This window comes from Mycobacterium sp. Marseille-P9652, assembly GCF_902652685.1.
Classification (GTDB): Bacteria; Actinomycetota; Actinomycetes; order Mycobacteriales; family Mycobacteriaceae; genus Mycobacterium.
On the sequence record NZ_CACRUY010000001.1, the window covers coordinates 176,693 to 196,126 of the forward strand.

17 protein-coding genes are annotated in these 19,434 nt (G+C 72.5%); 8 read left to right on the forward strand and 9 right to left on the reverse strand.

Going from position 1 to position 19,434, the window contains the following annotated elements; genetic code table 11:
* Window positions 1-71 precede the first annotated feature (71 nt).
* Window positions 72-326, forward strand: a complete 255-nt coding sequence (gene mrx1 / locus GPY60_RS00620; protein WP_156685628.1) for a mycoredoxin Mrx1 — start codon at window positions 72-74, stop codon at window positions 324-326.
* A gap of 27 nt (window positions 327-353) precedes the next feature.
* On the opposite strand, the gene nudC is transcribed toward mrx1, so the two are convergent.
* From nudC to GPY60_RS00645, 4 genes are all read right to left on the reverse strand, one after another.
* Complete coding sequence (nudC, locus tag GPY60_RS00625) at window positions 354-1,286, reverse strand: NAD(+) diphosphatase (RefSeq protein ID WP_156685629.1); 933 nt, start codon at window positions 1,284-1,286, stop codon at window positions 354-356.
* Window positions 1,287-1,392: 106 nt separating this feature from the next.
* Window positions 1,393-2,463 carry a potassium channel family protein gene (locus tag GPY60_RS00635; RefSeq protein ID WP_156685758.1) on the reverse strand — a complete coding sequence of 357 codons (1,071 nt, stop codon included), beginning with the start codon at window positions 2,461-2,463 and terminating at the stop codon, window positions 1,393-1,395.
* 61 nt (window positions 2,464-2,524) lie between these two features.
* The gene (locus GPY60_RS00640) at window positions 2,525-5,794 is read right to left on the reverse strand and encodes an ATP-dependent helicase (protein WP_156685630.1); all 3,270 of its coding nucleotides are present in this window, start codon (window positions 5,792-5,794) and stop codon (window positions 2,525-2,527) included.
* The gene (locus tag GPY60_RS00645; RefSeq protein ID WP_156685631.1) at window positions 5,791-8,940 is read right to left on the reverse strand and encodes an ATP-dependent DNA helicase; all 3,150 of its coding nucleotides are present in this window, start codon (window positions 8,938-8,940) and stop codon (window positions 5,791-5,793) included. The genes GPY60_RS00640 and GPY60_RS00645 overlap by 4 nt, the downstream gene beginning before the upstream one ends.
* A gap of 74 nt (window positions 8,941-9,014) precedes the next feature.
* Here GPY60_RS00645 and GPY60_RS00650 point away from each other — a divergent pair, with 74 nt between their 5' ends.
* From GPY60_RS00650 to GPY60_RS00660, 3 genes are read left to right on the forward strand one after another with little or no spacing between them, the layout of a single operon-like run.
* Window positions 9,015-9,215: a hypothetical protein gene (locus GPY60_RS00650; protein ID WP_156685632.1), complete on the forward strand. Its 201-nt coding sequence runs from the start codon at window positions 9,015-9,017 to the stop codon at window positions 9,213-9,215.
* Window positions 9,202-9,984, forward strand: a complete 783-nt coding sequence (locus tag GPY60_RS00655) for an alpha/beta fold hydrolase (protein WP_156685633.1) — start codon at window positions 9,202-9,204, stop codon at window positions 9,982-9,984. Before GPY60_RS00650 ends, GPY60_RS00655 begins: the two co-directional genes overlap by 14 nt.
* A 2-nt stretch (window positions 9,985-9,986) precedes the next feature.
* Window positions 9,987-10,295: an MGMT family protein gene (locus tag GPY60_RS00660; protein ID WP_156685634.1), complete on the forward strand. Its 309-nt coding sequence runs from the start codon at window positions 9,987-9,989 to the stop codon at window positions 10,293-10,295.
* Window positions 10,296-10,344: 49 nt separating this feature from the next.
* Here GPY60_RS00660 and GPY60_RS00665 read toward each other — a convergent pair whose 3' ends face one another.
* The 3 genes from GPY60_RS00665 to GPY60_RS00675 form a co-directional block, all read right to left on the reverse strand.
* Complete coding sequence (locus GPY60_RS00665) at window positions 10,345-11,199, reverse strand: TIGR02569 family protein (RefSeq protein WP_156685635.1); 855 nt, start codon at window positions 11,197-11,199, stop codon at window positions 10,345-10,347.
* Between the two features lie 36 nt (window positions 11,200-11,235).
* A complete protein-coding gene (gene moeZ / locus GPY60_RS00670) occupies window positions 11,236-12,405 on the reverse strand; it encodes an adenylyltransferase/sulfurtransferase MoeZ (RefSeq protein WP_156685759.1) in 1,170 nt (389 codons plus the stop codon).
* Between the two features lie 133 nt (window positions 12,406-12,538).
* The gene (locus GPY60_RS00675) at window positions 12,539-13,564 is read right to left on the reverse strand and encodes a DUF3152 domain-containing protein (protein WP_156685636.1); all 1,026 of its coding nucleotides are present in this window, start codon (window positions 13,562-13,564) and stop codon (window positions 12,539-12,541) included.
* Between the two features lie 163 nt (window positions 13,565-13,727).
* Between GPY60_RS00675 and GPY60_RS00680 the strand changes: the two genes are divergently transcribed.
* The gene (locus tag GPY60_RS00680) at window positions 13,728-14,414 is read left to right on the forward strand and encodes a TetR/AcrR family transcriptional regulator (protein WP_156685637.1); all 687 of its coding nucleotides are present in this window, start codon (window positions 13,728-13,730) and stop codon (window positions 14,412-14,414) included.
* Here the strand turns inward: GPY60_RS00680 and GPY60_RS00685 are convergent.
* On the reverse strand, window positions 14,401-14,676 hold the full coding sequence (locus GPY60_RS00685) for a DUF3107 domain-containing protein (protein ID WP_197283486.1): 276 nt from the start codon (window positions 14,674-14,676) through the stop codon (window positions 14,401-14,403). The genes GPY60_RS00680 and GPY60_RS00685 overlap by 14 nt on opposite strands.
* Window positions 14,677-14,878: 202 nt before the next feature.
* Between GPY60_RS00685 and GPY60_RS00690 the strand changes: the two genes are divergently transcribed.
* A complete protein-coding gene (locus tag GPY60_RS00690; protein ID WP_156685639.1) occupies window positions 14,879-15,649 on the forward strand; it encodes an MmpS family transport accessory protein in 771 nt (256 codons plus the stop codon).
* 3 nt (window positions 15,650-15,652) lie between these two features.
* Here GPY60_RS00690 and GPY60_RS00695 read toward each other — a convergent pair whose 3' ends face one another.
* The gene (locus GPY60_RS00695; RefSeq protein WP_156685640.1) at window positions 15,653-16,360 is read right to left on the reverse strand and encodes a ferritin-like fold-containing protein; all 708 of its coding nucleotides are present in this window, start codon (window positions 16,358-16,360) and stop codon (window positions 15,653-15,655) included.
* A gap of 263 nt (window positions 16,361-16,623) precedes the next feature.
* Between GPY60_RS00695 and GPY60_RS00700 the strand changes: the two genes are divergently transcribed.
* Both GPY60_RS00700 and GPY60_RS00705 read left to right on the forward strand, forming a co-directional pair.
* Window positions 16,624-18,114: a DEAD/DEAH box helicase gene (locus GPY60_RS00700; protein WP_156685641.1), complete on the forward strand. Its 1,491-nt coding sequence runs from the start codon at window positions 16,624-16,626 to the stop codon at window positions 18,112-18,114.
* A gap of 15 nt (window positions 18,115-18,129) precedes the next feature.
* A complete protein-coding gene (locus tag GPY60_RS00705) occupies window positions 18,130-19,341 on the forward strand; it encodes an Rv3212 family protein (protein WP_156685642.1) in 1,212 nt (403 codons plus the stop codon).
* The last annotated feature ends 93 nt before the right edge of the window (window positions 19,342-19,434 follow it).

The window sequence follows — 19,434 nt, forward strand, 5'->3', positions numbered from 1 at the left end:
CGTGCGCGTCGCCGGGTTTTGCCGGGGCCGCCCACTCGGAATCTATTGTCACCGGGCTACGTTAACGAGTCATGACCAACGCTGCACTCACGGTGTACACGACGTCCTGGTGTGGTTACTGCCACCGGCTGATGACGGCGCTGAAGTCCAACGGCATCCCGTACGACACGGTCGATATCGAGCAGGACCCGGCCGCGGCCGAGTTCGTCGGCTCCGTCAACGGCGGCAACCGGACGGTGCCGACGGTCAAGTTCGCCGACGGGTCCGCCCTCACCAACCCCAGCCTGGCCCAGGTCAAGGCGAAGCTGGCAGAAACCGCGGGTTGACGGACCCCGCCCGCATCAGGTAGCGGCTCAGTCGAGCTCCGCCCAGGACTCGATGATCACACGCGCGATCGAAATCGACCCGGGCAGAAGCAGATTCGACGTCGAGGAGCTGCTCCAGTCGCCGGCCTGCAAAGCGGTGCGCACCTCGTCGCGGGTGAACCACCTGGCCTCGGCGATCTCGCCGTCGTTGAACGCGAAGTCCTCGGCGGGATCGCCCACGGCGTGGAAGCCGACCATCAGGGAGCGGGGGAACGGCCAGGGCTGGCTGCCCAGGTAGCGCACGTCGTGCACCGTCAGCCCGATCTCCTCGCGGATCTCCCGCGCGACGCAGGCCTCGAACGACTCCCCCGCCTCGACGAATCCGGCCAGCAGGGAGAACATCCGCTCGGGCCACACCGCCTGACGGGCCAGCACCACGCGGTCACCGCCGTCGTGCACCAGGCAGATCACCGCCGGATCGATCCGCGGGAACTCCTCGTGGCCGGTGACCGGGTTGACGCGCGCCCAGCCCGTCCGCGCCGGCCGGGTCGGCGAGCCGTCCACCGGGCTGAAGCGTGCGCGGTCATGCCAATTGAGCAGCGCGATGGCCGACGAGACCAGTTGGCTGCTGGTGTCGTCGAAGATCGGGCCGAGGCTGCGCAGGTTCAGCACCTCGGCCTGCACGCCGAGGTCGTCGGGCGCCTGCAACGGTCCCCGCATCGCCCACACGTGGCGGCCGTCCTCGAGGCGGCCCAAAAACACCGCGTCCGGCGGCGGCGCGTCCGCGGCGTCGGCCGCCGCGCCGAGCACCACCCGGCCGTTGGCGACCAACACCTGATTGCGCGAATCCACCCGCAGCAGAACCGCTTCCGCCCACCCGGCCGCGGCGGCCTCGACATCGGTGCGCAACTGGTCGGCCCGGTCGGCGCCGACGCGCGAGAGCAACGGAACCTCGCGGAGACGAAAGTCCGCGATCGCCATCAGTGCCCCTCGCGGCGACCCGCTGCGCCCGGCTTCGCCGCGCTTGCGATCGCCCCTGCCTGATGGCGACCCGCCTCGCCCGGCTTCGCCGCGCTTGCGATCGCCATCAGTGCCCCGCGGTCTTGATGTAGAGCAGCCGGTCGGTCGCCTCGATGGCGTCCACCTCCGGCGCGCCGATGCGCAACAGGTGACCGTCGCGCACGACCCCCAGCACGATGTCGCGCAGATGGCGGGGCGATCCCCCGACCTCGGTCTGCTCGACCTCTCGTTCGGCGATCGCCAGCCCGGCGTCCGGCGTCAGCAGGTCCTCGATCATCTCCACGACGCTGGGCGTGCTGGTGGCCAGCCCGAGCAGCCGGCCCGCCGTCTCCGAGGACACCACCACCGAATCCGCGCCCGACTGCTGCAACAGGTGCTGATTCTCCGCTTCGCGGATCGACGCGACGATCTTGGCTTTCGGCGCGAGTTCCCGCGCGGTCAGGGTGACGAGCACCGCGGTGTCGTCGCGGTTGGTGGCGACGACGATCGAGGCGGCGTGCTGGGCGCCGGCGAGGCGCAGCACGTCGAATTTCGTGGCGTCGCCGTGCACCGTGACCAGCCCGGCGGCGGCCGCGTTCTCCAGGACGGTCCGGTCGGTGTCGACGACGACCACCTCGCCCTGGGCGGCCTCGTCGCCGAGGATCGCGGCGACCGCCGTCTTCCCCTTGGTGCCGTAGCCGATGACGATGGTGTGGTTGCGCACTCTGGTCCTCCAACGCTGAATCTTCCACGCCTGCCGGGAGCGCTCCGAGAGCACCTCGAGCGTCGTACCGACCAGCACGGCCAGGAACGCGATCCGCAACGGGGTGAAGATCACGGTGTGCGTGAGGCGCGCGGTCTCGGTGAACGGGGTGATGTCGCCGTAGCCGGTGGTCGACAGCGACACCGCCGAGAAATACACGCAATCCAGAAAGGTCAGCCGCTGGCCCCGGAGGTCGCGGTAGCCGTTGCGGTCGAGGTAGACGATGACGGCGGCGGCGAACAGCACCAGCAACGCGATCGCCACCCGGCGGGCGATGACCCGGAACGGGCTCGCGTGCTCCTCGGGGATGCGCACGACGCCGACCAGTTGGTGACCGGGCTGGGCGGACAGCGTTTCGTCCAGGCCGGTGAGCTTGCGCGACCTACCGTTGCCCACGTTGGCCCGTCGTCGGCTGAACCGCAGCGCAGGTGACACGCACGACTCAATGAAACCACGCTCACCGGGCCCCCCGTGCGTCGACGGCGAGCAGCCCGGCCAGCTCTTCCGGCCCCGGCAGGTCGTCGGGGGCGACGGTGGCGCCCGTGCGCACGTAGTAGAAGGCCGTGCGTACCGACGTTTCCGGCAGTCCGGACAAGGCGGCCCACGCCATGCGATAGACGGCCAGCTGCACCGCGGCCTGACGCATGGCCTCCGCTCCGCGCGGCGGTTCGCCGGTCTTCCAGTCGACGACCGTGGCGCCGCCGTCCGCGTCGGCGAAGACCGCGTCGATGCGGCCACGCACCACCGTGTCGCCGATCGGCATCTCGAACGGCACCTCGATGGCTACGGGAGTTCTTGCCGCCCAGTCGGATTGAGCGAACGAGGCCTGCAGGGCCGCCAGCTCCTTCGCGTCGCCGACGTCGGAGTCCGCCGCGCCGGGCAGGTCGCCGAGGTCGAACAACCACTCGACGCCGTAGAACTTCTGCACCCACGCGTGAAAGGCGTTGCCCAGCAACGCGTGTGGCTCCGGACGCGTCGGCAGTCGATGCAGCAGCCGCTGCGCCGCGGCCACGGGATCGCGCGCCAGGTCGACCAGGCCGCTCACCGACACCTGGCTCGGCAGGCCGGGGGCGGGTGCCGCGGCCGAGCGTTCCCGTTCCGCGAGCAATGCGTCGACGTCCGCCGCCCAGCCCTCGGCGTCGGTGCCGGCCTCCGCCATGTCGCCCGCCATCGCCCGGGCCACCATGTCCGCCCCCCGTTCGACGTCACCGCGGCGCCCGGCCAGGGGGTCGGCAGGCCACACCGCCTCGATCACGTTGTCGCGCAACGGGTTCTGTTCGCCGTCCGCTGGCGCGGGTGCCCAGTGTTCGACCACCCCGCAGGGTTCGCCCGCCGCCGCCCACTCGATCACATCCTTGAGTTCGCAGAGGAACTCCGACGGGCCCCGCGGCTTGATGCCGGTGGCGCCCCACCGATGGCCGGAGACCAGCAGCGTGTCCTCCGCCCGCGTGATCGCGACATACAACAACCGGCGCTCCTCGTCGACGCGCCGCTGGTCCAGGCGGCGGCGGTGCTCGGCGATCCGGTCCGACAACTGCTTGCGGTCGGTGACGTCCGAGCTGTCGAGCACGGGAATGCCCAGCGACCCGGCCGAGGACCGGTCGCCGCGCAGCAGGGGCGGCAGCTCGGCGGCGTCGGTGAGCCAGCTGCTTCGCGACGCGGTCGACGGGAACACCCCACCCGACAGGTGCGCCACCGCGACCACCTGCCACTCCAGCCCCTTGGCCGAGTGCACGGTGAGCACCTGCACGCGGTCGCGCGCCACGGCCGTCGCCGCGGGCGGTAGGCCGTTCTCGACCGCCTCGGCGGCGTCCAGGTAAGCGAGCAGGCCGGCGACCGAGGCCGTCCCCTCGGGCCCCCGGCCGCCGGCGCCGGCACGCTCGGCGTATCCGGCGACGACGTCGGCCAACGCATCGAGGTGTTCCGCCCCGGTCCACCCGGCGGCCGCCCCGGCCGAGGCGCGGGCCTCACAGTCCATTCCCAGCACGCGCCGCACCTCGGCCACGAGGTCGGGCAGCGAGTGGCCGAGGTGGCCCCGCAGGGCGCTCAGCTCGGCGGCGAGCGCAGTGATCCGCGCATACCCCGCCGGCGAGTACGGCCCCGCGGGGCCCGGGTCGCTGATGGCGTCCGCCAGGCAGGCCCGGTCGGCGTCCGGGCCGGCGGCCCTGGCAATCGACTCGGCCGACGCCGCGTCGTCCGCCGGCTCCCCGCCGAGGGCCTGTGCGCGCCGCCACAGCGCGGCGACGTCCCGGCCGCCCAGGCGCCACCGCGGGCCGGTCAGCACCCGCATGGCCGCCGCGCCCGCCGTCGGGTCGGCGACCAGGCGCAGCATCGCGACGACGTCCGCGACCTCGGGGACGGACAGCAGTCCCGCGAGACCCACCACCTCGACCGGGATCCCGCGCGCGGTCAGGGCGGCGGCGATCGGCGCGGCGTCGGCGTTGCGGCGCACCAGCACGGCGGCGGTCGGCGGGGCGGCGCCCTCGGCGCCGGCCGGGTGATATCGCGCGGCGATCTGGTCGGCGATCCACTCGCGCTCGGCGACGACGTCGGCGAGCAGGGCGCACCGGACCGTCCCGGGAGGCGCATCCGGGCGGGGCCGCAACTCGTGCACCGCCACCGATCGGCGCCGGGCCTCCGCCGAGATGGCGTTGGCCACCCGCAGGGCGTTCGGGGGGTTGCGCCAGCTGGTCCGCAGCTCCAGCGTCGGCGCCGGGGTGCCGTCGGACCGCGGGAAGTCGGTGGTGAAGCGCGGCAGGTTGGTCGCCGATGCGCCGCGCCAGCCGTAGATCGACTGGATGGGGTCGCCGACGGCCGTCAGCGCCAGCCCGTCGTCGACCCCGCCGCCGAACAGGGCCGACAGCGCGACGCGCTGGGCGTGCCCGGTGTCCTGGTACTCGTCGAGCAGCACCACGCGGTAGCGGTTGCGCAGGTCCTCGCCGACCTGCGGGAAGGTCGCCGCCAGGCGCGCCGCCGACGCCATCTGCACCCCGAAGTCCATCACCCTCTCGGCCCGCATCCGCTCCTGCAGGGCATCGAGCAGCGGCACGAGTTCCGCTCGCTCGGTCTGGGTGGCCAGCAGCCGCAGCAGCCACTGGTTCGGACCGCGGTCGCGCTGGTAGGGGGCGGCCGGCAGGGTGTGGATCAGCCGCTCGAGCTCGAGGTGGGTGTCGCGCAGTAGCCCGGTGTCGACCAGGTGCTCGGAGAGCTGGCCCCACAACCGCAGCACCATCGAGGTGACCGCGGCCGGCGTCTTGTCGGTGCTCAGCCTTCCGCGGTAGCGGGTGACCACGTCGAAAGCCAGCTGCCACAACTCGGTTTCACCGAGCAGGCGGGTGTCGGGCTCGACGGGCAGGAGCAGGCCGTGCTCGCGCAGCAGCGAACCGGCGAAGGCGTGATAGGTGCTGACGACGGGGGTGCCCGCCGCGTCGGCGGCCGCAGGGCCCGCGATCCCGCCCAGCCGGGCCAACCGGGACCGCACCCTGCGCAGCAGCTGGCCCGCGGCCTTGCGGGTGAACGTCAACCCCAGCACCTGGCCCGGCTCGGCGTAGCCGTTGGCGACCAGCCACACCACCCGGGCGGCCATCGTCTCGGTCTTGCCGGCGCCGGCGCCGGCGATGACGACCAGCGGGCCCGGCGGCGCGGCGATGACCGCAGCCTGTTCATCGGTGGGCGGGAAAAGCCCGAGGGCGCAAGCGAGTTCGGTCGGGGTGTAGCGGGGATTCATCGTGCGTCCTCCGTGTGGGCGGGGCAGCTGGGCCGCAGCGGGCAATGGCTGCACCCGTCGTTGCGCCGCGCGGTGAACTCGGGTCCGGCCGTCGCGTCGGCCGCCTGCCGGACGAGCTCACGCCATTCGTCACGGGCTTCGGCGGTGAGGGGATCCTGCTGACGTTGCGTGGCGCCGGATGCCCCGGTCTTTCCCAGATAGACCAGCCGGGCCCCACCGGGCTCGTCGCCGGCCCCGACCAGGCCTTCGGCCACCGCCAGCTGGTACATCGCCAGCTGGGCGTGCCGACGGGCGTCGTCCTTGCTGACCGGCGTCCGCCCCGTCTTGATGTCGACGATCACCAGCCGGCCGGCCGCGTCGCGTTCGAGGCGGTCGACGCGGCCGCGCACCCGGATCTCGCCGCCTAGAACACCGGCGCCGCGCGTCGCGGGCAGGGTTCCGTCGATCTCGACCTCGACGCCGACCTCGGTCAGCTCGCCGCGGCTGTGCTGTCGCCACTCGACGAACGCCTCGATCATCGCGCGGTGCCGGGCCAGCTCGTTGGCGGAGTGCCACTCGGCGTCGAAGGGCAGGTGCTTCCAGGCGCGCTCCAGCTCGGCCACGAGTTCCGCTCCCCCGCTTGACGATTCGGCGATCAGCGCGTGCACCACCGACCCGAGGGCGGACCGCAGGTCGCGACCGTTCGCCCCGCCGTGCCGCTCGGCCAGCCACCGCAGCGGGCAGTCGTTGAGCGTCTGCAGACTCGAGGGCGTCAACGTGACGGGGTCGTCGGCGTCCCGCAGCGGTTCGCCGGTGCTGACCGGCGCCATGCCGTGCCAGCCCGCCGGGTCGGCGCCGGGCACGCCGGCCCCGGCCAGGCGGGCCAGTTGCGCAGCGGCGCAGCGCCTCTCATCCTCGTCGACGCTCCCGTCGGGCGCACACACGACGCCGCGCAACCGCCCCACGAGCGCGGCGGCGGACAACACCCGCGGCGTGGCAACCGGCTGATCGACGGGCGCATCGGCGTCGGCCAGCCGCGCGATCTCGTGGAAGAACTCCGAGGGCAGCGCGGTGCCCAGGTCGGTGCCGTCGGACTCGCTGTCAACGGCCGTGACCACCAACCGGCGACGGGCCCGGCCCATCGCCGCCACCAGCAGGCGGCGTTCCTCGCTCAGCAGCGGCGCCCGCACCGACGCGTCGCCGCCGACACCGTCCATCATGTCCAGCAACCGCTGGGTGCCCAGCACGCCGCCGCGCGGAACGGTGTTGGGCCACAGGCCATCCTGCAGGCCGGCGACGACCACGAGGTCCCATTCGTGCCCCAGCGCGGCATGCGCGCTGAGGATGCTCACCCGCTCGGGTGCGCACCCGGCGTCGCGGGCGGCGGCCGGCAGCTGCAGCGCAGCGACGTGCTCGACCAGACCCCGCAGCGTCGCGCCGGACGTGCGGGAGACGTAGTCGTCGGTGACGTCGAACAGCGCGGTCACCGCCGCCAGGTCGCGGGCGGCCTGGGCGCCAGCGGGGCCGCCGCGCTCGGCGGCCAACAGCCAGCGGCGCTGCAGACCGGCGCGGTGCCAGGCCGCCCAGAGGACGTAGCGCGGATCTTGGCCGGCGCGATGACAGCGCGCGGCCGCGTCGAGCACCGCGCGCACCCGCTGCAGCGGCCGGGACTGCGCGCCGGTGTCGGCGGACAGCGACTCGACGAGCAGCGTGGCGAAGTCGGCCGGCGACCGATCGGGGTTGGCGCGCTGCAGTTTCCGTCGCAGCTGCCGCAGGGAGACGGGGTCGACGCGACCGATCGGGCCGGTCAGCAACGCCAGCGCCCGCTCGCCGTCGAGCCCGTCGGCTGTCGCGGCCAGCACGGTGAGCAGCGCCGCGGCTGCCGGCTGGCCGGCCAGCGGTGCGCTGGCCGCCGGGGCCGCGACCGGCACCCCGGCGGCCGCCAGCGCGCGGGGCAGCTGGGTGCCCGCCCGCGGTACCGAGCGGACGACGACCGCCATCTGCGACCACGGGACGCCGTCGATCAGGTGTGCGCGCCGAAGCGTGTCGGCGATCAGCGCGGCCTCGGCGTGCGCCGACGCGGCCAGGCGCACGGTGACCGACCCCTCCTCGGGACCGGTGCCGTCGATTCCTTTGCCTGCGGGGCTGCCCGGCAGCCGGCGGGCGATGCCCGTGACGGCACGCGCCACCGCCGGGGCGCAGCGGTGCGACGACGTCAGCGTCAGCTGCGGCGTGGGGGCACCACCCGCTTGCGGGGGATAGTCGCCCAGCAGGCCGGCCGACCCGCCGCCGCGGAAGCCGAACACCGCCTGGTGGGGGTCGCCGGCGATCAGCGCGAGGTCGGGACCCTCGGCGAGCGCGCGGACCAGGCGCGCCGCCTGCGGATCGAGCTGCTGGGCGTCGTCGACCAGCAGGATGCGCACCCGGGCGCGTTCGGCCGCCAGCAGGGCGGGGTCGACCGCGAACGCCTCCAGGGCGGCGCCCACCAGCTCGGCGGCCCCGAGCGCCGGTGTGGTCGCCTGCGGCGCCGCGGTTCCCACTGCCGCCCGCAGCAGCATCACCTGCTCGTACTGGCGCGCGAACTGACCGGCGGCCACCCATTCCGGGCGTCGGCTGCGGCGGCCCAGCCGCTCGAGCTCCTGCGGGTCCACGCCGCGTTCCGCGCACCGGGCCAACAGGTTTCGCAGTTCGGTGGCGAACCCGGCGGTGGCCAGGGCGGGGCGCAGGTGGGCCGGCCAGGCGGCGGCCGCGCGGGGACCGTCCTCGAGGTCGCCGGCCAGCAACTCCCGGATGATGGCGTCCTGCTCGGCGCTGGTGACCAGCCGCGGCGGCGCGTCCCCGCCGCGTTGCGCGGCCCGCCTCAGGACCGCGTACGCGTAGCTGTGCACCGTGCGCACCAGCGGCTCACGCACCGCGGCCCGCACCGCACCCGCGCCGCGCGCCCCGAGCAGCTCCGTGGTCAGGGCGCTGCGCGCCCCGGTCCCGATGCGACCCGAACCCGTAAGCAGCAGAACCGATTCCGGGTCGGCGCCCGACCGGATCCGGGCGACCGCGGCGTCGACCAGTAAGCTGCTCTTCCCGGTGCCCGGACCGCCCAGGACGCGCACCATCCCGCGCAGCTGCGGGGCCAGCAGGGCGGCCGCCTCGTCGTCCCAGGTGTGTGGCATGGCTGCATGCAACCACTGGGGTACGACAAGCCGGCTCCTACGCTGGAGGGCGACAACATGGAAGGGGTCGGAAAGTGGAAGACGTCGAGCGCGGCTTTCCCATCGACGAAGCGCCCGAGGGCGACGCCGTCGAACAACAACAACCCGTCGACGAGGACGACACGGGCTTGGACACCGAATACCTGACCGCCGGGGAGCGCGAGGCCAACGAGGCGGACGTGATCGAACAGGCGTACGTCGTCCCCGCCGAAGACGACTGGGATGACAATCGCTGAGCTGCACGTGCACCGCTACGGCCCGCCCGGGCCCACGCAGGTGTTGGCGATCCACGGATTGACCGGCCACGGGCAGCGCTGGCAGCACCTGGCCGGCTACCTGCCCGAGCTGACGATCGCGGCGCCCGACGTGCTGGGTCATGGCCGGTCGTCGTGGGCGGCGCCCTGGACCATCGACGCCAACGCCGAGGCGCTGGCGGCGCTGCTCGACGAGGAGGCTGACGGGCCGGTGGTGGTGGTCGGCCACTCCTTCGGCGGCGCGATCGCGCTGCACCTGGCCGCGGCGCGCCCGGACCGCGTCAAGGGGTTGCTACTCCTCGACCCGGCCGCGGGGCTGGACGGCGGCTGGATGCGCGACATCGCCGAGGCGATGCTGTCGTCCCCCGACTACCCCGACGCGGCCGAGGCCCGGATGGAGAAGGCGACAGGCGCCTGGGCGGACGTGGACCCCGCCCTGCTCGACGCCGAGCTCGGCGAGCACCTGGTCGAACTGCCCGGCGGGCGATACGGGTGGCGAATCAGCCTGCCGGCGATGATGTCGTACTGGAGCGAGCTGGCGCGCGACCTCGTGCTGCCGCAGCCCGGGACGGCGACGACGCTGGTTCGGGCGAAGCGGACCTCGCCGCCCTACGTCGGCGACCGGCTGATCGCGGGGCTGCGCCACCGCCTGGGCTCCGATTTCGAGCTGCTGGACTTCGACTGCAACCACATGGTGCCCTACGCCAAGCCCGCGGAGGTCGCCGCGCTGGTCCGCAAGCTGGCCGGCTGATCGTGGCCGCGATCACCGACGAGCAGGTCGAGCTGGTGCGCGCGCTGGTCGCGGCGATACCCGCCGGGCGGGTCGTCACCTATGGCGACATCGCCGCCGTCGCAGGGCTTTCCAGTCCCCGCATCGTCGGCTGGATCATGCGGACGGACTCCTCGGACCTGCCGTGGCACCGCGTGATCACCGCGTCCGGACGCCCCGCGCCGCACCTGAGGGCTCGCCAGCTGGAGCTGCTGCGGGCCGAGGGCGTGCTCGCCGACGACGGCAGGGTGGCGCTGCGCGAGGTCCGCTACGAATTCCCGGATCCCGCATAGACCGTCGAAATCGACGGTGTCGCGTCCTGTTTCGGCGTGGCGTAAACCGCTAGAGCACCAAGCGGACCAGCGCCGCGGTGCGGGCCAGGCCGGGAAACGCCTCGGCGGTCGAACGCGGGTGCAGCGCATGGACGGCGAGCCGAAACATCAAGGCGCGCAACAACATCTGCGGCCATTCCGGTAGCGCGCTCCAGCGTTCGATGAGCCCGTCGTCGGCCTCGCCCCACGACAGCGCGTCGACCACGACCACGCCCGCCGCCCAGGACGCGGGTCGCCAGTACGGCGTGATGTCGGTGATCCCCGGCGCCGCCGTGCCCACGAAAAGCACTGTGCCGTAGAGGTCGCCGTGCACCAACTGGTTGGGACTGCGCGTCGGCTTGCGCAGCCGGGCGAGCTGTTCGATCAACTCCACCGACCGCTCGGCGTCCGCGGACGCGGGCGCCGTGCGCGCGCCCGGCGGCACCGACGCCAGGGGGCGCTCCTCCCAGGCCGCGCGGTCGGCGGCGATGAAGACGTCCACCTCACCCCACGGCGCCGTCGGCCCCTGCGTGAGGAACCGCGGTCGCTCGAGTTTGCCCGTCGCCTCGTGCAGGCGGACCGCCGCCGAAACCACCTCGTCGTGGCGGGGCTCCGGCACGCCGGCGACGAAGGTGTCGGCCCGCCATCCCGACACCACGTAGCGGCCGTCGGTCGAGCGCACCGGGCGGGCCAACCGCACGCCGTCGACGAACAGGGTCTCGCGCACCCGCGCCGACCAGGCCGCCCGCGCATGGTCGGGCACGGTCGACAGGACGACCTCGCCGCACCGCCAGCCGCCCTCCCATCCGGGCCCGAGCGGGGCGGGGGTGACGCCCGCCAAGCCGAACGCCGCCAGCACATGCTCCGGCGGTGGCTCGACGATCACATGCGTAGCGTAATGGAGGCGCTACCCCTCAAAGGTTCAGTACATGACCATGTCGGGCTGCATCTGTTCGGCCCAGGCGACGATGCCGCCCTGCAAATGCACCGCGTCGGCGAATCCGGCCCTTTTGACGACGGCCAGCGCCTCGGCGGAGCGGACGCCCGTCTTGCAGTAGAGCACCGGCGTCCGGTCGTGCGGCAGTTGCGCCAGGCCTTCACCGGAGCTGATCAGCGATTTCGGGATGAGCTGGGCGCCGTCGATGTGCACGATGTCCCACTCGGCGGGCTCGCGGACGTCGATCAGCGCTAGGTCCGCCCCGGAGTCCAGCAACGCGCGCAGCTCGCCCGGGGTGATCGTGGAGTTGGTCGGCGCGTCGGCGGGCGCGGTTCCGCAGAGCTGCTCGTAATCGACCAGCCCGGTGATCGTGGGCGCCGACGGGTCCTTGCGGATCGTGATGGTGCGGTAGGTCATCTCCAGGGCGTCGTAGAGCATGAGCCGGCCGAGCAGCGGCTCGCCGATTCCGGCGATCAGCTTGATCGCCTCGGTGCCCATCACCGAGGCGATGGAAGCGCAGACGATCCCGAGCACCCCGCCCTCGGCGCACGACGGCACGCTGCCGGCCGGGGGTGGCTCCGGGTAGAGGTCGCGGTAGTTGAGGCCGCGACCGTCCGGGGCGTCCTCCCAAAACACCGACACCTGACCCTCGAACCGGTAGATCGATCCCCACACGTACGGCTTGCCGGCGAGCACCGCGGCGTCGTTGACGAGGTAGCGGGTGGCGAAGTTGTCGGTGCCGTCGACGATCAGGTCGTACTGCGCGAAGAGGTCGACGGCGTTGCCAGCGTCCAGCCGGAACTCGTGCAGGCGCACGTCCACCAGCGGGTTGATCGCGGCGATCGAGTCGCGCGCCGACTGCGCCTTGGCGCGCCCGACGTCGGCCACGCCGTGGATGATCTGCCGCTGCAGGTTGGACTCGTCGACGGTGTCGAAGTCGACGATGCCGATGGTGCCGACGCCCGCGGCGGCCAGGTACAGCAGCGTCGGCGCCCCGAGCCCGCCCGCCCCGATCACGAGCACGCGGGCGTTCTTGAGCCGCTTCTGCCCGTCCAGGCCCAGGTCGGGGATGATCAGGTGGCGGCTGTAGCGGGCCACCTCTTCACGGGTCAGCCCGGCCGCGGGCTGCACCAATGGCGGCAGTGACACCGAAATTCTCCTCGGTCGACCAGACATCCCCGATCCTAGGCGCGCGCTCCGGCTTGTAGTCCGGCGCCGACGGTCACGCCAGCGTGACGTTCGGCGTCGACGGTCGCGCTGGCGTGACGCTCGGCGTCGAGCAGGCGCCCTAGGCGATCGGATACGGCCAGGGGTTGAACCGGCAGGTCTTGCCGTCGGCCTTGACGACGTCGGGGTCGAACTTGGCGGCGTCGTCGTTGGACGTCGAGAACGTCTGCTGCATCATCACCGGCGCGAGGCCGCCCTGCACATCGCAGGCCTCATGGCGCACGTAGCCGATCGCGTGGCCCACCTCGTGGTTGACCACGTACTGCCGGTACGAGCCGACGTCGCCCTCGAACGGCACGGCCCCGCGCACCCAGCGCGCCTCGTTGATGAAGACCCGCGACTGCCGGTCCGCCCCGAAAGACGGGTTGTAGCAGGACGTTTCGAGCCGGAACTCGTAGCCACACCCCTCGCGCACGGTCACCGGCGACACGAGCGAGATGCGAAAGTCGGGCTTGCCCTGGTCGATCCGGATGAACGCGAACTGCGGGTTATGCGTCCAGCCCTTGGGGTTCGACAGCGTCTGGTCGACCATCTGCGCGAAGGCGTCGTCGCCGCCGAACATCGTGGGGTCGATGCCGTTCTCGACCTCGACGGTGTAGCGGAACACCTTGGCGGTGCCCTGCCCGAACTGGGGGGTGGTGCCCGGCACCACGTGCCACGTCTTGTCGCCCGCCTCGGTGAACGGGCCGCCGGCGGGGAGCGTCCCCGCCGGCAGGTTGGCATCGAAGGCGGCGAGCCCGCGCGGCGGCGCGTCGATGATCTCTGTGCCCACCGCGCCGATGGCCGGCGGATTCACGATGGCCCGGGTGGCCGCCGGCTTGGGCGCGGCGGTGCCGGTCACCGTCTGGTAGATCACCACGGCGGTGAGCACCACCAGGGCGGGCAGCGCGTAGGCGCGCCAACCGTAGGTGGACACGAAACGGCCCAGCCTGGTCTGTTTGCGCCACTGCCGCGGCCTGCCCCGGTCGGCCCGGGTGCGGCCGTCGTCCCGCCCGATCGGGTCGCGCAGCGCGCGAAGGGGTTCCCGCCAGTCGTCCCGCAGCATCGGCACCCGACCGGTGCCGCGCGGGGGCCACTGGGACGTCATTTGCCCAGGATTGCACAGCTTGGACCCGCCCAACCGGAAGGCCGCCCTTGGCGCGCCCGCCGGCGTCGATGGCGGTCGCCGGAGCGTCACGAGTAGTAATGTCTGTGCGACGAGCGCGGATGGGCTCGGGGGGCCACCCGCCAACCGATCAGATGAGGACTCGATGAGCGATCTCGCCAAGACGGCGGCGCGGCGCGCGGTCAGGTCGCCCGACCGCGCCAGGACGGACGCTGGCGTGGCGGCCCAGAACCGGCGCGGCAACCGGCTGCCACGCGACGAGCGTCGTGGCCAATTGCTGGTGGTCGCCAGCGACGTCTTCGTCGACCACGGCTACCACGCGGCCGGCATGGACGAGATCGCCGAGCGCGCCGGTGTGAGCAAGCCCGTTCTCTACCAACACTTTTCGAGCAAGCTGGAGCTGTATCTGGCGGTGCTCGCCCGGCACGTCGAGAACCTGGTCTCCGGGGTGCAGCAGGCGTTGCGCACCACCACCGACAACCGGCAGCGGCTGCACGCGGCCGTGCAGGCGTTCTTCGACTTCATCGAGCACGACAGCCAGGGCTACCGGCTGATCTTCGAGAACGACTATGTGACCGAGCCCGAGGTGGCCGCGCAGGTGCGCGTCGCGACCGAGTCGTGCACCGACGCGGTGTTCGCCCTGATCAGCGCCGATTCCGGGCTCGATCCTCACCGCGCCCGGATGATCGCGGTGGGGTTGGTCGGCATCAGCGTCGACTGCGCCCGGTACTGGCTGGACTCGGACCGCCCGATCTCGAAGTCGGACGCCGTCGAGGGCACCGTGCAGTTCGCCTGGGGCGGGCTGTCACACGTGCCGCTTACTCGCTCTTAGACACCTTCGCGGCCAGCCGCGCCGCCTCCGCGCCGATGCCGAAGCCGACGCGCCGCGCGTCGGGTGCGCCGATCTCCACGTATGCGATCTTGGTGCTGTCCACCAGGAAACGGCGGCCGCGCTCGTCGCTCAGGCTGAGCAGTCCCGAGCCCTGCTTGAGCGCGGCGCCGACGAGTTCCTCGACCTCGGCGGGCGTCTGCGCACTGGCGAAGACCAACTCGCGCGGACTGTCCGTGATACCAATCTTGACCTCCACGGTCACCCCTTCCGATGGCGTTCAAGCCGAAGACCTTGTCAGCAGCAGGCTAGTGGACGCGGGTACCCGTCATCGCCCCGCGGCCCCCGCCCAGCGGTTCGCGGTGAGCGAAACGCCGGTCTCGCTCGCGTAACGATTCGCTTCCAGGTGGATCGACTGCCGCGATGGAGAGCCTCGGCCGTGCTTTCACATCATTACCTTCGGCCCCATGGGTACCACCACGTGGCACATGGGGCCCCGCCTCGACGACCGGATCCGGGACTACCCGGAGGATGACGTCTGGGACGCCGACGTCTCGGACAAAGGCGCCTGGGACAACGACGACACCGACTCCTTTCCCGAGAGCGAGTACGGCTGGACGGGCTGGCCCACGGAGTTTCGCTGGCGGCCGGTGACGGCAATCCTGGGCGCCGTCGTGGCCATCGGGGCGATCGCGACCGCCGTCATCATCAACAGCGGCGACAGTGCGACGACGAAGGCCACGCTCGGGGCGCCGGTGCCGACCGTCACGTCGACGACGCCCTCATCTGCGGCTCCCAAGACGTCGGCGCCGCCGAGCGCCTCGCCGACGCGGACGCTGCCCCCCGAGACCTTGACCACCCTGCCGCCGCGCAGCGCGAGCACCGTGCCCCCGACGGCCCCGCTGGTGCCGACGCCCACCGCCGCGCCGCCGCCGGCCGTCGCCGCGCCGCCCGCGGCGACCCTCGACCCGCGCACGGTCGTCTACAGCGTGACCGGCTCGAAGCAGCTGCTGGACCTGGTCAACGTCGTCTACACCGACGCGCAGGGCTACCCGCAGACCGAGTTCAACGTGTCGCTGCCGTGGTCGAAGATGATCGTGCTGAACCCGGGGGTCCAGACGGTGTCGGTGGTGGCGACCAGCTTCTACGGTCGGCTGAACTGCTCGGTCGTGAACGCGTCCGGTCAGACCGTGGTGGCCTCGGCCAACAACGGGCCACTGGCGACCTGCACCCGGTAGGGCTCAGGCCAGGCCGAGCTCGTGCATGCGCCGGTCGTGCGTCTGCTGCAGCCGGTCGAAGAAGGCGTTCAGCTGGCCGAGACCGCCGGCGCCCGACAGCACCAGGTCGACCAGCTCGTCGTGGTCGGCCAGCACGTACTGCGTCTGGGTGATCGCCTCACCGAACAGCCGGCGTGACCACAGCGCCAGCCGGCTGCGCTGCTTGCCGCTGGCGGTCACCGCGGCGCGCACCTCGGCCACGACGAACTGGGAGTGGCCCGTCTCGGCCAGCGCCGCCCGCACCACGTCGGCGATCTCGTCGGGAAGGCCGTCGGCGATCTCCAGGTACAGGTCGGCCGCCAGGGCGTCGCCGACGTAGGTCTTGACCAGCGCCTCCAGCCACGTGCTGGGCATGGTCAGCCGGTGGTAGTTCTCCAGCGCGGACACGTACTTCGACATCGCCGCCACCACGTCGACCCCACGCTTTTCCAGGGCGTCGCGCAGCAGCTCGTAGTGGCCCATCTCGGCGGCGGCCATGCTGGCCATCGAGATGCGTCCGCGCAGGTTGGGGGCCATGCGGGCCTCGTCGGTGAGCCGGTAGAACGCGGCGATCTCGCCGTAGGCCAGCACCGCGAACAACTCGTTGACCCCGGGGTGGTCGGCCGTCAGCCGGGGGCCCTGAGGATCGTCCACTTGGTCGGCTTGGGAGGGCTGCCAGGAGGACCGGGTCATGGCAACACTGTAGTCGGCGGAATTAGCAGAAAATGGTCGGCGGCTGTCGACCAGCTATCATGTGCGTAGGTATTGGCTGTACACCGTTGCCGCCACTACCGGCGAAATGTGCGTGCACGTGCTGGCCCGCCTGGAATGAGCCCGCTCGAACCGAGCGTGGGGCCGGCGACTCGGCGACGTCTTCGGAGTCGGAACTCGTGTGCGCGTGACCGCGAGAGAACCGACAACAACCGAATCGTCACCGAAAGGCTTCCTTCCGCCGTATGACCGCACTCACCCACACAACTGACCTCACCTTCGCCCAACTCGGTGTCCGCGACGAGATCGTCCGCGCGCTGGCCGAGAAGGGCATCGAACGTCCCTTCGCCATCCAGGAGCTGACCCTGCCGATGGCCCTGGCCGGCGACGACGTCATCGGCCAGGCCCGCACCGGCATGGGCAAGACCTTCGCGTTCGGGGTGCCGATGCTGCAGCGCATCTCCACCGGCGACCGGCCCCTGAGCGGCGCGCCCCGCGCCCTGGTCGTCGTCCCCACCCGCGAGCTCTGCCTGCAGGTCACCCAGGACCTGGCGACCGCCGCCAAGTACCTGACCGCCGAGGGCGGCCGCGCCCTCTCGGTCGTGTCCATCTACGGCGGCCGGGCCTACGAACCGCAGATCGAGGCGCTGCGCGCCGGCGCCGACGTCGTTGTCGGCACCCCGGGCCGGCTGCTCGACCTCGCCCAGCAGGGCCACCTGCAGCTGGGCGGGCTGTCGATGCTGGTGCTCGACGAGGCCGACGAGATGCTCGACCTGGGCTTCCTGCCCGACATCGAGCGGATCCTGCGCCAGATCCCCACCGACCGGCAGGCCATGCTGTTCTCGGCGACCATGCCGGGGCCGATCATCACCCTGGCCCGCACCTTCATGAACCAGCCCACCCACATCCGGGCCGAGGCGCCGCACTCGTCGGCGGTGCACGACAAGACCGAGCAGTTCGTCTACCGCGCCCACGCGCTCGACAAGGTCGAGCTGGTCAGCCGCGTTCTGCAGGCCGAGGGCCGCGGCGCCACGATGATCTTCACGCGCACCAAGCGCACCGCCCAGAAGGTCGCCGACGAGCTCGGCGAGCGGGGCTTCAAGGTCGGCGCCGTGCACGGCGACCTCAACCAGGTCGCCCGGGAGAAGGCGCTCAAGGCGTTCCGCACCGGCGACATCGACGTGCTGGTCGCCACCGACGTGGCCGCCCGCGGCATCGACATCGACGACATCACCCACGTCATCAACTACCAGATCCCCGAGGACGAGCAGGCCTACGTCCACCGCATCGGCCGCACCGGCCGCGCCGGCAAGACCGGTATCGCGGTCACCCTGGTCGACTGGGACGAGCTGCCCCGCTGGACGATGATCGACAAGGCGCTCGGCCTGGAAACGCCGGACCCCGCCGAGACGTACTCGAATTCGCCCCATCTCTACGAGGAGCTCAGCATCCCGGCCGGCGCGGGCGGCACCATCGGCGCGCCGCGCAAGGCCCCGGCCAAGCGCACCGAAAGCGACGGGCAGGCACCCGCCAAGGCGCCGCGCAAGCGCTCCGGCGAGCGCCGCCGCCGCACCCGCGGCGGCCAGCCCGTCACCAGCCATCCCACCGGCGCGGCCGCCGGTGACGGACCGGCCGAGGCGCCCTCGACCACCCCGGCCGGCAATTCCGGGAGCGGCCGGCGTCGCCGCCGGCGCCGCAAACCGGCGGAAGCGTCCGCCGGCGCGCCCACCGACTGAGCGTCCGCTTCAGGCATGGTCAAGCCCGAACGCCGGACCAAGGGTGACCTCCTTGCCGCTGCGGCGATCGTGGTTGTCGTGGCCGCCGCGGCGTCGCTGATCTGGTGGACCAGCGACGCCCGGGCCACCGTCAGCCGGCCGGCCGCCGTGCCGGCACCCAACCCGTCGACGGCGCGCGAGGTGCCGGCCACCCTGCGGCAGCTGTGGACGGCGGCGAGCCCCGCCACCACCGCGCCCATCGTCGTGGGCGGGACGGTCACCACGGGCGACGGCCGCCGTGTCGACGGGCGTGACGCCGGCACCGGAGAGTCGCGGTGGAGTTACTCCCGCGACAGCGACCTGTGCGGCGTCTCGTGGGTCTACCACTACGCCGTCGCGGTCTATCACGACGACCGCGGCTGCGGGCAGGTCAGCACGCTCGACGGCGCCACGGGGCGCCGCGGCGCGGCCCGCAGCGGCTACGCCGACCCGCGCGTGCGGCTGTCCTCCGACGGCACCACCGTGCTGTCGACCGGCGCCACCCGCCTCGAGCTGTGGCGTTCGGACATGGTGCGGATGCTGGCCTACGGCGAGACCGACGCGCGGGTGAAACCGTCGGCGCGGGGACTGCACTCCGGATGCAGCCTGGTGTCGGCGGCGGCCAGCTCGTCGGCGGTGTCGGTGCTCGAGGGCTGCGGCAACCAGGCCGACCTGCGGCTGGTGCTGCTGCGCCCCGGCAAGGAAGACGACGAGCCGCAGCAGCAGGTGGTCCCCGAGCCCGGCGTCGCGGCCGGCTCGGGCGCCCGCGTGCTGGCCGTGTGGGAGAACACCACGGCGGTCTACCTGCCGTCCCCGCAACCCCGGGTCGAGGTGATCGACCAGACCGGCACCACCGTCTCGAGCACGCTGCTGCCCAAGCCGCCGTCGAAGTCCGCCACGGTGTCGCAGGCGGGCAGCCTGGTCACCTGGTGGACCGGCGACACGGTGATGGTGTTCGACGCGGGCACCCTGACGCTGCGCTACACGATCGCCGCGGGCGACAGGGCGCCGCTGGGGCCCGGCACGATGATGGCCGGCCGGCTGCTGGTGCCGCTGACCGGTGGGATCGGCGTCTACGACCCGCTCACCGGCGCCTACCAGCGAGACATTCCGGTGGACCGGGCGCCGATCACGTCCGCCGTGGTTCCCGCGGTCGAGGGCTCGAAAATATTCGAGCAGCGCGGCGACACCGTGGTGGCCCTGGGCTGATCCGGCGGGCTGATTGAGCCGGGCCGCCGCATGTGCCGGGTCGGTAGCGGGGTCGAGACTGCGCTCAGCGCGTGATTTCGCGCAAATTCTCGA